This window comes from Streptomyces sp. NPDC008163 (assembly GCF_042956885.1).
Classification (GTDB): domain Bacteria; phylum Actinomycetota; class Actinomycetes; order Streptomycetales; family Streptomycetaceae; genus Streptomyces; species Streptomyces drozdowiczii_A.
On sequence record NZ_JBIBHG010000010.1, the window covers coordinates 310,039 to 323,439 of the forward strand.

A 13,401-nucleotide genomic window follows, 5' to 3' on the forward strand; every position below is an offset into this window, starting at 1 on the left:
CCCATCCTCGGAAGAGCGGAAGGCCAAGACCAGCCATGGCACCACCCGAAGCAGTACCGCAGCCGCCGGAGCCGGCCGCCGACGCGAAGGAGAGCAGCGCGACCGGAACGGCCCTCGCGGACGAGCCCGGCGCGGCCCCCGCCGTCCTGGAGGCCCGCTCGGTCAGCAAGCGGTTCCCGGGCGTCGTCGCCCTCGACGGCGTCTCCTTCTCGCTGCGCCCCGGCGAGACCCACGCCCTGGTGGGGGAGAACGGAGCCGGGAAGTCCACCCTCATCAAGGTGCTGACCGGCGTCTACCGCCCGGACGAGGGCGAACTGCGGCTGGCCGGCGAACAGGTCTCCTTCAACCGGCCCTTCGAGGCGCAGGAGGCTGGGATCTCCACGATCTACCAGGAGGTGAACCTCGTCCCGCTGATGAGCGTGGCGCGCAACATCTTCCTCGGCCGCGAGCCCAAGAACCGCTTCGGCCTGATCGACTTCCCCCGGATGTACCGCGAGGCGAGCGAACTGCTCGACGGCTTCGGCGTCCGCGTCGACCCGAAGCGCCCCCTGCACACCCTGGGCATCGGCACCCAGCAGATGGTCGCCATGGCCCGCGCCGTCTCCGTGAACGCCCAGGTCGTCATCATGGACGAGCCCACCTCCTCGCTGGAGCCCCGCGAGGTCGAGACGCTCTTCCGGGTCATCGAGGACCTCCGCGGACGCGGTATCGCCGTCCTCTACGTCAGCCACCGCATGGACGAGCTGTACCGGATCTGCGAACGCGTCACCGTCCTGCGCGACGGCCACCACATCCACACCGGCGACCTCGCCGACCTCGACCGGATGCAGCTCGTCTCGATGATGCTCGGCCGCGACATGGCCGAGGTACGCCGCGAAGGGCTCACCAACTTCGACTCCGAGGGTCACGAGGCAGCGCGCACCCCGGTGCTCACCGCCACCGGCCTCTCCCGCGACCACCAGCTGCACGACATCTCCCTCGACCTGTACGCGGGCGAGGTCATGGGCCTCGGCGGACTCCTCGGCTCCGGGCGCAGCGAGACCGCGAAGGCCATCGCCGGCGCGCTCTCCCTGGACTCCGGCGAGGTGAGCGTCGCCGGACGCACCCTGCGCCGCCTCACCTCGGCCGGCGCCATCCGGGCCGGGATCAGCCTGCTGCCCGAGGACCGCAAGGCCGAGGGCATCGTGCCCGGCCTCTCGGTCCGCGAGAACATCGTGCTTGCCGCGATGCCCCGGCTCTCCCGCGCCGGCATCGTCTCCCGCGCCAAGCAGGACCGTATTGTCGACATCTTCATGAAGCGACTCAGGATCAAGGCGGCGAGCCCCGAGCAGAAGGTCGGCGAGCTCTCCGGCGGCAACCAGCAGAAGGTGCTGCTGGCCCGCTGGCTCTGCCTGGAACCCAAGGTCCTGCTGCTCGACGAACCCACCCGGGGCATCGACGTCGGCGCCAAGGCCGAAGTCCAGAGCCTCATCGACGACCTCGCCCGCGAGGGCCTGGCCGTCCTGCTCATCTCCTCCGACATCGAGGAACTGATCGAGGGCGCCGACCGGATCGTCGTCCTGCGGGGCGGCGCGGTCGCGGGCGAACTGGCGGGCGACGAGGTGGCGGAGAGCCATCTGCTCGAAGTGCTCGCCGACCACTCACCGGCTGCCGCGGACAAGGCGCCGGCCGCGAAGGAGGACCCCCGATGACCCAGGCCGCAGTCACCACCCCCGCAGCCCGGCCGCTCGCCCGGCTGCGCGACCCCGCCTGGTACCAGGAGTACGGCGTCTACCTCGCCGTCGCGGTCGTCCTCGTCTTCAACGCCCTGTTCACCGAACACTTCATGACGGTGGACAACCTGCGCACCCAGCTCGTCCAGGTCGCCCCGATCGTCATCGTCGCCCTCGGCATGGCGCTCGTCATCGGCACCGAGGGCGTCGACCTCTCCGTCGGCTCGACCATGGCCCTGGCCGCCGCGCTGCTGCCGCTCTACCTCGGCTACGGACTGGTCCCCGCACTCGTCATGGCGCTGCTCGCCGGCGCCCTCGTCGGAGCGGTCAACGGCACCCTGGTCTCGCTCGTCGGCCTCCAGCCGATCGTCGCCACCCTCGCCCTGTTCGTCGGCGGCCGGGGCCTCGCCCTGGTCATGGCGGACAGCCAGCTCAAGCAGATCGTCAACCCCGACCTGCTCTCCCTCGGCACCGGCTCCTTCCTCGGCATCCCGCTGGTCGTCCTCATCGCCGGCGTCCTCGCCGTCGCCGTGGCCTTCCTCGTCACCCGGACCACCTTCGGGCGCCAGGTCGTCGCCATCGGCGGCAACCGCTCCGCGGCCGCCCTGGCCGGACTGCCCGTACGCCGGGTGCTCATCGGGGTGTACGTGCTCTGCGGGGTGCTCGCCGCCCTCGCCGGAGTCCTGGCCACCGCCCGGCTCACCGCCAGCGACCCCTCCTCGCTCGGCACCCTCATGGAACTCTCCGCCATCACGGCGGTCGTGGTCGGCGGCACCCCGCTCAACGGCGGCTCCATCCGGGTCCTCGGCACCGTCGCCGGCGCCCTGCTCATGCAACTGCTGCGGGCCACCCTCATCAAGCACGACCTGCCCGACTCCACCGCACAGATCGCCCAGGCGGCCATCATCATCGCCGCCGTCTACGTCGCCCGGGAGCGTCGGTCCCGATGAACGAAACCTCACCTGCACCGGCGGCCTCGGCCCCGGCCCCGCGCAAGACCCCCGCCGCCTCCGATGCCACCACGCCGGCGCCCGGTGCCGGATCGCCGCGCACGACCGGCGGGCGGATCGCCGAACTCCTGCAACGCCAAGGCGTCCTGGTCGTCCTCCTGACGGTCGTGATCGTCGCGTCCTGCATCTACCCGTCGACGTTCTCCACCCTGGACAACGCCCGCGGGGTGACCGTCCAGGCCTCGTTCCTGGCCGTCGTCGCGCTCGGGATGACCATGGTCATCATCACCGGCGGCATCGACCTCTCCGTCGGCTCCGTCTTCGCCCTGGGCGGGGTGCTCGCCGCCTGGGCCTCCCAATGGGGCATCCTGCCCGCCCTGTTGGTCCCGCTCGTGGTGTGCGGTGCGATCGGCCTGCTCAACGGCTTCCTCGTGGCCCGCGCCGGAATGGCCCCGTTCATCGTCACGCTCGCCACCCTCCTCGGGGCGCGCGGGCTGCTCCTCGCGATCACGAACGAGGGCGCCACCACCTATCTGGTGTCCAAGGACTCGGCCTTCGCGGAACTCGGCCAGGGCGCGATCTGGGGCTTCGGCTACCCGATCTTCATCGCCCTCGCGCTGTTCGGCCTCGGCGGGCTCCTCCTCCAGCGCACCTCGTTCGGACAGTCGATCTTCGCCGTCGGCGGCAGCAGCGACGCGGCCACCCTGATGGGCCTGCCCGTCGCCCGTACGAAGATGCTCGTCTACACGCTCAGCGGACTGCTGGCCGGGCTGGCCGGCGCGCTCAACGCCGCCCGGCTCTCCTCCGGAGTCACCATCATCGGCGTGGGCATGGAGCTCGACGCGATCTCCGCCGTCGTCATCGGCGGCACCCTCCTCATCGGCGGCGCCGGCTCCATCAGCGGCACGCTCTGGGGCGTCCTGCTCCTCCAGGTCATCCAGAACCTGATCAACCAGATCGGCTCGCTGAACTCCTCGTACCAGTCGGTCGTCAGCGGCGGCTTCCTTATCGTTGTCGTCGTGGCCCAGCGCTATCTGGCGCGCAGCCGCAGAACCACCTGAACCGGTGCCGGGGCCCCACGGCCCCGGCACCGTTCGAGCCGTTCGAGCCGAACCGGCGGGAGCCGGGCCACCGCGCCTCACCGCGCGACAAGTCGATTCAGGGAGTGCCGTGGGCGTCAGCCTCAAGGACGTTGCGCAACGGGCGGGCGTGTCCATCAAGACCGTGTCGAACGTGGTGAACAACTATCAGCACGTCACACCGAAGATGCGCGCCAAGGTGCAGCAGGCCATCGACGAGCTCGGCTACCGGCCGAACCTCACCGCCCGCCATCTGCGCAAGGGCCGCACCGGGATCATCGCGCTCGCCGTCCCCGAGTTCGGCAACCCGTACTTCGCGGAGCTGGCCGGCGCGGTGGTCGACGCCGCCGCCCGGCACGACTACACGGTGCTGGTCGACCACACCGGCGGACTGCGCGAGAAGGAACTCCTCGTCAGCCAGGGGTTCCGGTCCCATGTCATCGACGGGCTCATCCTCAGCCCGATCCACCTGGAGACCGAGGACCTGATGGCGCGGACCGAGACCGCGCCCCTGGTCCTGCTCGGCGAGCGCGAGTACGAGGCCCCGTACGACCACATCGCCATCGATAACGTCGCCGCCGCCCGCGAGGCCGTACGCCACCTCGTCGGGCTCGGCCACCGCCGCATCGCCTTCCTCGGCTCCCGCACCGGCCGCGAACGCCAGCCCGCCCACCTCCGGCTGCGCGGCTGGCGCGAGGAGCTGGCCGCCTCCGGCATCGAGCCCGACGAGGCGCTGGTCGTCGTCACCGACGGCTACGGCCGCGAGGACGGGGCCTCCGCCATGGCCGCGCTGCTGGACCGGGGCGAGCGCCCCGACGCCGTCTTCGCGTACAACGACCTCATCGCCATCGGCGCCATGCGCACCCTCACCGCACGCGGCCTGCGCATCCCCGAGGACGTCGCCGTCGTCGGCTTCGACGACATCGAGGAGAGCCTCTACGGCGCGACCACGCTCACCACCGTGGCGCCCGACAAGGAGGCCATCGCCCGCCTCGCCGTCGACAGCCTGGTCGAACGCCTCTCCGGCGAGCCGGTTGCGGAGCCCAGGCGGCCCCGGCCCGGCTACCGGCTCGTCGTCCGCGAATCCACCGTTCCCCGGCCCGCCGCCGATCGGGCCTGAGCCACGGCCCGGACTCCCCGCCACCCCCGGGGAGTCCGCCGCCCCCGCCCCGCCCGTCCGGCCGCTCCGGCCTCCCGATCGCCCCAAGGATCATTGATGCCTCGCCCCACCGTGCACAGCAAACCGTTCGGCGCCCACGGGTCCACGGACGTCGACATCTGGACGCTCGACTCCGGCACCGGAGTCCGGGCCGAGATCCTCACCTACGGCGGCATCCTGCACCGGCTCACCGTGCCCGACACCGCCGGCACCCCGGCCTCGGTCGTCCGCTCGCTGCCCGCCCTCGACGACTACACGGGCAAGAACCCGTTCTTCGGCGCCCTCGTCGGCCGTTACGCCAACCGCATCGCACACGGCAGGTTCACCCTCGACGGCACGGAGCACCAGGTCCCCGCCACCGACCGGGGCCACGCCCTGCACGGCGGCCCGGACGGCTTCCACACCCGGATCTGGCAGGCCGAGGGCACCACGACGGACGAGGCGGCCGTCCTGCGGCTGACGCTGCACAGCCCCGACGGCGACATGGGCTTCCCGGGCGCGCTGGACGTGACCGTGACGTACACCCTCGACGCGGCCGGCACCCTCGCGCTCGACTACGCGGCCACCACCGACCGCGCCACCGTCGTCAGCCTCACCAACCACGCGTACTTCGACCTGACCGCCCGGGGCGACATCCTCGGCCACACCCTCCAGGTGGACGCCGGGCACTACCTCCCCGTGGACGAGGAGGGCATCCCCGAAGGCCCCGCCGCGCCCGTCGCCGCCACCCCGTTCGACCTGGCCGCGCCGCAGACCCTCGCGGACCGGATCGCCCTGCCCGACGAACAGCTGCGCCGGGCGGGAGGGTTCGACCACTGCTGGGTCCTCGACGGCGCGGACGCACCCGCCGCCCCCCGCCGCGCCGCCCGCCTCACCGCACCCGGCGGCGCACGGGTCATGGAGGTGTGGACCACCGAACCGGGCATCCAGGTCTACACCGCCAACCAGCTGGACGGCACCCTGGCCGACCCGGACGGCGGCCACCACGAGCGGCACAGCGCCGTCTGCCTGGAGACCCAGCACCTCCCCGACTCGCCCAACCGCCCGGACCACCCGTCCACGGTGCTGCGCCCCGGCGAACACCTCCGCAGCCGCACCGAATACCGCTTCCCGCACCTGGCGGGGTGATCCGGTCCGTGACGGCTTCCGTCCCATGCGGCGAATTACGATGAGCCTCGTAGTATGGGAGCCCCGGACGGAGCGACGATGCGGAGAGCGACCGTGACCCCTGCCAGCAGCACTGCCCCGGCAGCGGGCGCGCGCTCCCTGCCCCACCCCACCCGTGAGGAGATCCGGCTCGAAGCGGTCCTGCACGCGCTCTCGGACCCGGTGCGGCTGTCTGTCGTACGCGAACTGGCCGCCGCCGGGGCCGAGCTGACCTGCTCCTGCTTCGAGCTGCCGGTCACCAAGTCCACCTCCACGCACCACTTCCGGGTGCTGCGCGAGAGCGGCATCGTCCAGCAGACCTACCGGGGCACCGCCAAGATGAACGGGCTGCGCCGGGACGACCTCGACGCGCTGTTCCCCGGGCTGCTCGACCGCGTCCTGGAAGCGGCGGCCTGCCAGGCGGTGCGCCTCGGCGAGGCGTGAGCCGACGGCTCCGTGACCGTGAGGTCCGGGGATCTCACGGACCGTAGTACTTCATTGACCGATCAGCCGCGACGGGACATGCTGTACCCCCGCCGCGGACCGGTTCCGGCGACGCAGGGGATCGCCGGAGCCGGGACGTCTCAGAACGCCGGCCGCTCGCCGCCCCCGGTCGCGGCGGCCCACTCGACCAGCAGGCGCTGGTACTGCTCCTCGTCCTCCGGGGACAGGTGACCGCCCGAACGCCGCCACAGGTCGCGAATGTCTTCATTCACCACTGCTGCGGGGCGTACGGAGTCGGACGGGCACGGAGTCGGGGACATGTTCTCCAGGCTAAGGCCACGATGTGACAATCCGACCCATTGCGCGTCAGGGACATCTCTCACATGTGTCTCAGGCAACCTTCTCGGTCAGTCCGAGCTCCCGCAGCCCGTCGGGGCGCTGGTCCACCGGCAGGTGGCGTACGAAACGCACTTCGCAGCCCAGCGCCGCGGCCCCGCCGTCGGCGCGCCGGTCGTCGCCGACCATCACCACATCCGCCGGATCCTGTCCGAGAAGTGTGCAGGCGGTGCGGAAGAGGCGTGCGTCCGGCTTCTGGACGCCGTGCTCGAAGGAGAGGACGTACGCGTCCACGTAGCGGTCCAGGCCGTGCGCGCGGAAGACGGGGCGCAGGTCCCAGCCGATGTTGCTGACGACCCCGATCCGGACCCCGGCCGCGCGCAGCCCCTCCAGCACCTCCGCCGCGTCCGGGTAGGGGCGCCAGGCGTCCGGGCGCAGATGGCGGTCGTACAGCGCGTCGTAGAGACCTGGGTCGGGAAGGGCGACCTGGCGGGCCAGGCCGGTGTACACCGCGCGGTGCAGTTCCGCGCTCTCGTCGCGGTGCGCCCAGCCGTCCGCCAGTTCCCCGGGCATTCGCTTCGGGCTGGGTCCGCCCGGCAGCGCGCCGAATGCCTCCAGCTCCGCCGCGTACCGCTCGAAGGCGGCCTCGTCCACGCGCACCCCCCGCTCGGCGAGGGTCGCGGCGAGCCAGGAACGGACCGGCTCGATCCGGAACAGCGTCCCGGAGAAGTCGAAGAGGGCACCCTTGATCGGCATGGCACCGATCCTCGCCGAACCGGCGGGCCCCGGGCAAGGGCGCCCGTCCGGCGGCCACGACCCCTGCCCGGTCAGAGCCCCCGGCGCGCGGGCGAGGCGGCGCACCACCGGTCGAAGCCCCGGATCGCGAAGGCGGCCAGCGCGGCCCCGAGGAGCCACCCGCCCAGCACATCGGACGGCCAGTGCACGCCCAGGTACAGCCGGGTGAGCCCGACCCCGAGCACCGAGACCGCCGCCGCGCCCACCGCCGCCCGCCACACCCCGCGCCGCACACCGGACCGGTACAGCAGCCACAGCAGCAGCCCGCAGCTCACGGTCGCCGTCATCGCGTGCCCCGAGGGGTAGGCCGCGTAGTGCGCGGAGTCCACCGGATCCGTCCACTGCGGCCGGTCCCGGCCGACGGCGGCCTTCACGCCCTGCTGGACGAGCGCCGAGAGCAACGCCGTCGCCGCCACCCACACCGCGAGCGGCCTGGACCCGCGCCACCACAGGACCACTACCGCGACCGAGATCAGGGCACGGAACATCCACGGGTCCCACAGCCAGTCCGTCAGCAACCGGTTGACATGGACGAGGCCGGGCTCGGTGACCGCCCGCCGGTGCAGCGCCTCCGCGATCCGCCCGTCGAGGTCCACGAGCGGCCGCCATCGGGCGACGACCAGCGCCGTCACCGCACCGCCGAGCACCGCGCAGACCGCGCCCGCCCGCGAGAGGCGGGAAACGGCGCGAACCCGGCCGACGGGGGAGAGCAGCGGAATATGCATGGCACGATCCTCGCCGACCCACGCCCCCGACGGCCATTTCAGCGCGCCGGAAAGCACAAGGCCCCCCGCTCGCTACTTCAGCGCGCTGAGCCCCGGCACGAACGCCACCAGCAGCGGGACCACCGGCACCAGCGCCGCCGCCGCGGTCAGCCGCAGCCGCCGCGCCGCCGTGAGCCTGCCGGCCGGGGCCAGCAGCCGGTTCACCCGCAGCGGCAGCTCCGCGTCCGCGGCCGAGGACGGGCCGAACACGCCCCGGTCCTCGTTGAGTTCGACCAGGGCGAGGGCGATCGTCAGCCGGCCGAAGCGCCGTGAGGCCACGTCGTCGGCCGCCAGCTCGACCAGCCGGTGCATCTCGTTGCGGAAGGCCGCGAAGACCGGGACCTGCGGGAAGCCGGAGGCCAGCGCCTCCGAGCAGTTGAGCAGCCAGTCGTGCCGGGCCTGGGCGTGGCCCTGCTCATGGGCCAGGACGGCGTCGAGCTGGCGTCCCTTCAGCCGCCCCAGCGCGGCCGTGGTGATGACGAGTTGGGGCGCGGACCCCGGCAGCCACCAGGCGTCGGGGCGCTCGCCCTCCAGCACGACGAGGCGCCCGGACCCCGGCTCCTCGCCGGGCATCAGCGGGGCACGCACCAGGAGTTCGGTCCGCCGCTGCTTGCGGCGCAGCTGCGCCCGGTGGATCTCCCGGGCCAGCATGGCGGCCGTCCACACCCCGCCGAGGGCCAGCAGTACCGCCATCACCGCCGACCACGACCCGTGGCCCGCGAGGGCGTAGGCCTCCACGACGGCGTGCGGCGCGGGCGCGAAGACATGGCCCCGTACCGCCTGCCAGGCGGCGGCCGCGCTGATCGTCATGGCGAGGGCGAACGACAGCAGCACCGCGGCCACCACGCACTGCCACACCCACAGCGCCACGACCGGCTCGCGCTCGGGCCACTCGGCCCGCGCCATCAGGCGCGGGGTCACGACGGCGGCCAGTGCACCGAGCAGCAGCAGCGCTAGGGAGACCCACATGGCGTCAGCCTATGAGGGCCGCGCCACACACGGGTATGGCTCCGCGCGCCAAGTGACGCACACCACGAAGGGCGGCCCTTCCCGTCTCACAGGGTGAGCAGCATCGCGAACATCGCCAGGCCCATGGTCAGCCGGCACGCCAGCGCCAGTTCGGGGCGCGCCCCCCAGCCCCCGCGCGCGGGCCCGCCCGCGGGGGCCGCTGCGGTCACCGGCACCAGCCGGGCGCCCGAGCGCAGCACGTACACCGCGTAGTAGACGAGAAGCAGCCCCGTGAGCACGGGTATCCCGCCCGCGCCGGCCATGCTGTGGGAACCCATCGCGTGCGCCGCGTGCCCGCCCGCCCCGGCCCGGGCCATCACCACCGCCATGTAGACCATCGCGGAGGAGCCGACCAGATGGTGCAGATGGTGTCCGCTGCGCCGGGAGAACCACAGCGCCCGCAGCGCCGCGACCCCGAATAACACCGCATAGACCCCCCACCCCCAGGCGGGCGGGGCGACGGCGGCCGCCGGTATCGCCATCGCGGCCATGCCGAAGCCCATCAGCGCCTCGGCTCGCGCGGCTCTGCGCTCCTCCGCGCTCCCCGTACGGGTGCGCAGCAAGCAGTACGAGCCCGTCACCGCGCACAACGCCATCAGCAGCCATCCGGACATCGCCGGTCCGTGCACAGCGGCCCTCCCCCCGGGCGAACGACATCGCCGTCGCCCAGTAGATGCCCGGGGCCGGACACCCGTACGCGGCGCACGGAGGTACAGGGGAGCGCGCGACGGGAGTGTTTCCGCGATGCGCCCGGTACGCGCCCCCGCGCGCCCCGTGAGAACCGCCGGGAGCCCCGGCGCCTCCCTCGGAGTTACGCTGCTCCGGCACCGCCCCCGCACAGAATCCGGAGACACCCCGCCATGGACACCGCCCCGCCCCGGGACACGGGAGAGCTGACGTTCCGCGACGCCACCGAAGCGGACATCCCCGCGCTCGTCGAGCTGATCGAGTCGGCATACCGGGGCGACAGCAGCCGCGCCGGCTGGACCACCGAGGCGGACATCCTCCAGGGGCAGCGCACCGACCCGCAGGGCGTGCGCGCGGTGGTCGAGAGCCCGGGAAGCCGGCTGCTCGTGGTGGAGCGGGACGGCGCGCCCGTCGCCTGCTGCCAGCTGGAGCACCGCGGCGATGCCGCGTACTTCGGCATGTTCGCGGTCCGTCCCGCGCTCCAGGGCGCCGGCCTCGGCAAGGTGATCATCGCCGAGGCCGAGCGCGCGGTCCGGGAGAGCTGGGGCGTGCGGGAGATGCACATGACCGTGATCTCCGTCCGCGAGGAGCTCATCGCCTGGTACGAGCGCCGGGGCTACCGCCGCACGGGCAAGCTCTCCCCGTTCCCGTACGGCGACGAGCGCTTCGGCATCCCCCAGCGCGACGACCTGGCCTTCGAGCTGCTGGTCAAGGAGCTGGCCGGCTGATCGCTAGGTCCTTTCGTCACATTCCCGTCTGCCGGGCGACGCCATGCACGCACTCTCGCCGCCCGGCCCGCCCTCCGGGCGGACGACGGCAATGTGACGAAGACACCCCCTAGGCGGGAGCGCCGCCCCCGCGCTGGATGTCGGGGTGGTCGGTGGTCACGCCGTCGAGCCCGAGCCCCTGGGCCAGCCGCAGCTGCTTCTGGGTGTTGACCGTCCAGCCGAAGACCGTCAGCCCCTCGGCGTGGGCCTTGTCGACCAGCTCCAGCGTGATGCGCCGGACGTTCAGGATCAGCCGGGTCGCGCCCACCGCCTTCGCGCGGTCCAGCAGGTCCCCGCCCCAGCGGCTGGCCACCAGCGCCGTCCGTACGCCCGGGACCAGCTGCGCGATCTCGGCGATCGCCTCGTCGTGGAACGAGATCACCTCGACGCGCTCGACGAGGTCGCGCTCGTGCATGACCCGGGCCAGGGTGCGGGCCGCCGCCACGTCCTTGATCTCCGCCTGGAGCGGCGACCGCACGGCGTCCAGGACCTCCTCGAAGACGGGCACCCGCTCGCCCAGGCCCGCGTCGAGCGCGCGCAGCTCGGCGAGCGTCTTCTCCGCGATCGGGCCCTCGCCGTCGGTCGTCCGGTCCACCTCGGCGTCGTGCATGACGGCCAGCGCGCCGTCCTTGCTCAGGTGCAGGTCCAGCTCGATGAGGTCCACGCCCTCCTTCTCGGCACGGACGAACGAGCGCAGAGTGTTCTCCGGCTCGAAGCCCGCCGCTCCGCGATGACCGATCGTGAGGATAGACAAGGCCCGCTCCCTTCCGTCGACGCTCTGTTCCCGAGGCAGCCTAGGGCCTTTCGTTTGGATCACGCTGGGCTCGCGGGGCGTGGCACGCGCGTCTGCCGCGTTGTCGCCCTCCTCCGCCTTGCAGCCACACGCACCACGCCCCGCTCCCTGATCCAGCCTGATCCAGACGAAAGGACTAGTTGCCTCGGAACGCCGTACGGGGGAGGGGTGGGGCCGGCGGCGCAGCGCCGCGCGCAACCCCCGAAGAAGCCGCCGCAGCGGCGTGCCGCAGGAAAAATGACGGTGACCATGGGGGTCGGCAGGATAATTTCCACAATCCCACTTGTCCCGGGGACTCGCACACGGATACGGTGGTCAGACGCGAGGTTCTCCCGTGGAGGAAGTGTGATGACGGAAATTCTTGTGCACGACGCCGCATCCGGCGACATAGCTGCCGCCCCACGGGTGATCGAGCACCCGGCCTGGCCCGCGCTCAAGAACGCCGTGGAGGAGATCCGCCCCTGGCAGTCGAAGGACGGTTCCATCGACTTCGACGCCGAGGGCGCGCCCGGCCCGGCGCTCGCCGAGGCCGCCGTAGAACGGGTCATCGGCGCCGTCGAGGAGCTGTCCCCGCTGCTGCCGCACGACGCCGCGTACCACCGCGCCCTCGTGAAGGACCTGCGCGGCTGGGTGGGCGGCGGATTCGACGTCCCCGACTTCCTGGACTCCCTGCTGGCCTTCCAGCCGGCCAAGGGGCGCGCCGACGGTCTCCAGCACCTGGTCGTCTTCGCCATGTACACCCAGAACGGCAACCCCGACCGCAATCTCGAAGCGGTCGTGCTGCGCATGGTCTGGCCCGACTGGCTCGCCGAGCTGGAGGCCGCCCGCTACGACAACCCGCTGTTCTGCGGCATCACCTTCGAGGACTTCACCTCCGGCTACGACACCAACTCCGCGGTGCTCTTCCCGGAGACCATCGCCGTCCGCGAGGCCCCCGAGCGCTTCAGCTGGGGAGGCATCTTCTGCGACCGCGAGGCCGCCCGCTTCCGCCGCGTGACCGAGGCGGCCGTCGGCCTCCTCGGCGTCGACCTGCCCGACGACATCCGCGCCATGATCGGCGACCAGCAGCGCTGCGAGCAGGCGTTCGTGCTCTGGGACATGGTTCACGACCGCACCCACAGCCACGGCGACCTGCCGTTCGACCCCTTCATGATCAAGCAGCGCCAGCCGTTCTGGATGTACGGCCTCGAAGAGCTGCGCTGCGACCTCACCGCCTTCAAGGAGGCCGTGAAGCTGGAGGCCGAGGGCAACCCGCACGGCCGCGACGTGCAGTACGCCGTGCTCTTCGACCGGATGTTCCGCTTCCCGGTCACCGGCGAGCGCGTCCGCAACTACGACGGCCTCGGCGGCCAGCTCCTCTTCGCGTACCTCCACAAGCACGACGTGGTCCGCTGGACCGACAACACGCTCCGGATCGACTGGGAGCGCGCCCCGCAGGTCACCAACCAGCTCTGCGCCGAGATCGAGAAGCTGTACCGGGACGGCATCGACCGCCCCAAGATCGTCCACTGGTTCGCGGCCTACGACCTCGTCTCCACCTACCTCGCCCCGCACCCCGGCTCCCGCTGGGCCAAGGGCCCGGACGCCCTGGACCTCTCCCAGCCGCCGCGGAAACTCGTGGACGACGTGCTTCCGGACGAGTTTCCCCTGAGCATGTTCTATGAGGCCCTCTCCAAGAAGCTGAAGAACGTGATCGCCTCGACCAAGGGCATCACCGCCTCGGACGCGGGGAAGGCTGCCGCGTGAGCACAGGTCCCAAGG

The 13,401-nt window shown here is 72.3% G+C and carries 14 protein-coding genes; 8 read left to right on the top strand and 6 right to left on the bottom strand.

Going from position 1 to position 13,401, the window contains the following annotated elements:
• Nucleotides 1–35 precede the first annotated feature (35 nt).
• The 6 genes from ACFZAT_RS23270 (at nt 36) to ACFZAT_RS23295 (ending at nt 6,490) form a co-directional block, all read left to right on the top strand.
• The gene (locus ACFZAT_RS23270) at nt 36–1,691 is read left to right on the top strand and encodes an ATP-binding cassette domain-containing protein (protein ID WP_391266501.1); all 1,656 of its coding nucleotides are present in this window, start codon (nt 36–38) and stop codon (nt 1,689–1,691) included.
• Nucleotides 1,688–2,662, top strand: a complete 975-nt coding sequence (locus tag ACFZAT_RS23275; protein ID WP_265870103.1) for an ABC transporter permease — start codon at nt 1,688–1,690, stop codon at nt 2,660–2,662. Before ACFZAT_RS23270 ends, ACFZAT_RS23275 begins: the two co-directional genes overlap by 4 nt.
• Entirely contained in the window at nt 2,659–3,723 is a 1,065-nt protein-coding gene (locus ACFZAT_RS23280) for an ABC transporter permease (RefSeq protein WP_391266506.1), read from the top strand. Before ACFZAT_RS23275 ends, ACFZAT_RS23280 begins: the two co-directional genes overlap by 4 nt.
• Nucleotides 3,724–3,832: 109 nt before the next feature.
• Nucleotides 3,833–4,861 carry a substrate-binding domain-containing protein gene (locus ACFZAT_RS23285; RefSeq protein WP_391266510.1) on the top strand — a complete coding sequence of 343 codons (1,029 nt, stop codon included), beginning with the start codon at nt 3,833–3,835 and terminating at the stop codon, nt 4,859–4,861.
• A 96-nt stretch (nt 4,862–4,957) separates the two neighbouring features.
• Nucleotides 4,958–6,028 carry a galactose-1-epimerase gene (locus tag ACFZAT_RS23290; protein WP_391266513.1) on the top strand — a complete coding sequence of 357 codons (1,071 nt, stop codon included), beginning with the start codon at nt 4,958–4,960 and terminating at the stop codon, nt 6,026–6,028.
• Between the two features lie 78 nt (nt 6,029–6,106).
• Entirely contained in the window at nt 6,107–6,490 is a 384-nt protein-coding gene (locus ACFZAT_RS23295; protein WP_391266515.1) for a helix-turn-helix domain-containing protein, read from the top strand.
• A gap of 140 nt (nt 6,491–6,630) precedes the next feature.
• Here ACFZAT_RS23295 and ACFZAT_RS23300 read toward each other — a convergent pair whose 3' ends face one another.
• From ACFZAT_RS23300 to ACFZAT_RS23320, 5 genes are all read right to left on the bottom strand, one after another.
• Nucleotides 6,631–6,810 carry a hypothetical protein gene (locus ACFZAT_RS23300; RefSeq protein WP_051083973.1) on the bottom strand — a complete coding sequence of 60 codons (180 nt, stop codon included), beginning with the start codon at nt 6,808–6,810 and terminating at the stop codon, nt 6,631–6,633.
• Nucleotides 6,811–6,880: 70 nt separating this feature from the next.
• Complete coding sequence (locus ACFZAT_RS23305; RefSeq protein ID WP_391266518.1) at nt 6,881–7,582, bottom strand: HAD-IA family hydrolase; 702 nt, start codon at nt 7,580–7,582, stop codon at nt 6,881–6,883.
• Nucleotides 7,583–7,653: 71 nt separating this feature from the next.
• On the bottom strand, nt 7,654–8,346 hold the full coding sequence (locus tag ACFZAT_RS23310) for a phosphatase PAP2 family protein (protein WP_391266520.1): 693 nt from the start codon (nt 8,344–8,346) through the stop codon (nt 7,654–7,656).
• 72 nt (nt 8,347–8,418) lie between these two features.
• Entirely contained in the window at nt 8,419–9,354 is a 936-nt protein-coding gene (locus ACFZAT_RS23315; RefSeq protein WP_391266522.1) for a M48 family metalloprotease, read from the bottom strand.
• 86 nt (nt 9,355–9,440) lie between these two features.
• Nucleotides 9,441–10,022: a DUF5134 domain-containing protein gene (locus tag ACFZAT_RS23320; protein ID WP_391266525.1), complete on the bottom strand. Its 582-nt coding sequence runs from the start codon at nt 10,020–10,022 to the stop codon at nt 9,441–9,443.
• A gap of 231 nt (nt 10,023–10,253) precedes the next feature.
• Here ACFZAT_RS23320 and ACFZAT_RS23325 point away from each other — a divergent pair, with 231 nt between their 5' ends.
• Nucleotides 10,254–10,808, top strand: a complete 555-nt coding sequence (locus ACFZAT_RS23325; protein ID WP_391266528.1) for a GNAT family N-acetyltransferase — start codon at nt 10,254–10,256, stop codon at nt 10,806–10,808.
• A gap of 109 nt (nt 10,809–10,917) precedes the next feature.
• On the opposite strand, the gene ACFZAT_RS23330 is transcribed toward ACFZAT_RS23325, so the two are convergent.
• Complete coding sequence (locus ACFZAT_RS23330) at nt 10,918–11,601, bottom strand: glycerophosphodiester phosphodiesterase family protein (protein WP_391266532.1); 684 nt, start codon at nt 11,599–11,601, stop codon at nt 10,918–10,920.
• 387 nt (nt 11,602–11,988) lie between these two features.
• Between ACFZAT_RS23330 and ACFZAT_RS23335 the strand changes: the two genes are divergently transcribed.
• Entirely contained in the window at nt 11,989–13,386 is a 1,398-nt protein-coding gene (locus ACFZAT_RS23335) for a DUF6421 family protein (protein WP_391266535.1), read from the top strand.
• Nucleotides 13,387–13,401 lie beyond the last annotated feature (15 nt).

What these genes read in the sequence shown, in the direction of transcription:
- ACFZAT_RS23305 (WP_391266518.1), bottom strand. Translation starts at nt 7,582, where the DNA reads ATGCCGATCAAGGGTGCCCTCTTCGACTTCTCCGGGACGCTGTTCCGG.
- ACFZAT_RS23295 (WP_391266515.1), top strand. Translation starts at nt 6,107, where the DNA reads ATGCGGAGAGCGACCGTGACCCCTGCCAGCAGCACTGCCCCGGCAGCG.
- ACFZAT_RS23315 (WP_391266522.1), bottom strand. Translation starts at nt 9,354, where the DNA reads ATGTGGGTCTCCCTAGCGCTGCTGCTGCTCGGTGCACTGGCCGCCGTC.
- ACFZAT_RS23325 (WP_391266528.1), top strand. Translation starts at nt 10,254, where the DNA reads ATGGACACCGCCCCGCCCCGGGACACGGGAGAGCTGACGTTCCGCGAC.
- ACFZAT_RS23270 (WP_391266501.1), top strand. Translation starts at nt 36, where the DNA reads ATGGCACCACCCGAAGCAGTACCGCAGCCGCCGGAGCCGGCCGCCGAC.
- ACFZAT_RS23290 (WP_391266513.1), top strand. Translation starts at nt 4,958, where the DNA reads ATGCCTCGCCCCACCGTGCACAGCAAACCGTTCGGCGCCCACGGGTCC.
- ACFZAT_RS23275 (WP_265870103.1), top strand. Translation starts at nt 1,688, where the DNA reads ATGACCCAGGCCGCAGTCACCACCCCCGCAGCCCGGCCGCTCGCCCGG.
- ACFZAT_RS23280 (WP_391266506.1), top strand. Translation starts at nt 2,659, where the DNA reads ATGAACGAAACCTCACCTGCACCGGCGGCCTCGGCCCCGGCCCCGCGC.
- ACFZAT_RS23310 (WP_391266520.1), bottom strand. Translation starts at nt 8,346, where the DNA reads ATGCATATTCCGCTGCTCTCCCCCGTCGGCCGGGTTCGCGCCGTTTCC.
- ACFZAT_RS23335 (WP_391266535.1), top strand. Translation starts at nt 11,989, where the DNA reads ATGACGGAAATTCTTGTGCACGACGCCGCATCCGGCGACATAGCTGCC.
- ACFZAT_RS23300 (WP_051083973.1), bottom strand. Translation starts at nt 6,810, where the DNA reads ATGTCCCCGACTCCGTGCCCGTCCGACTCCGTACGCCCCGCAGCAGTG.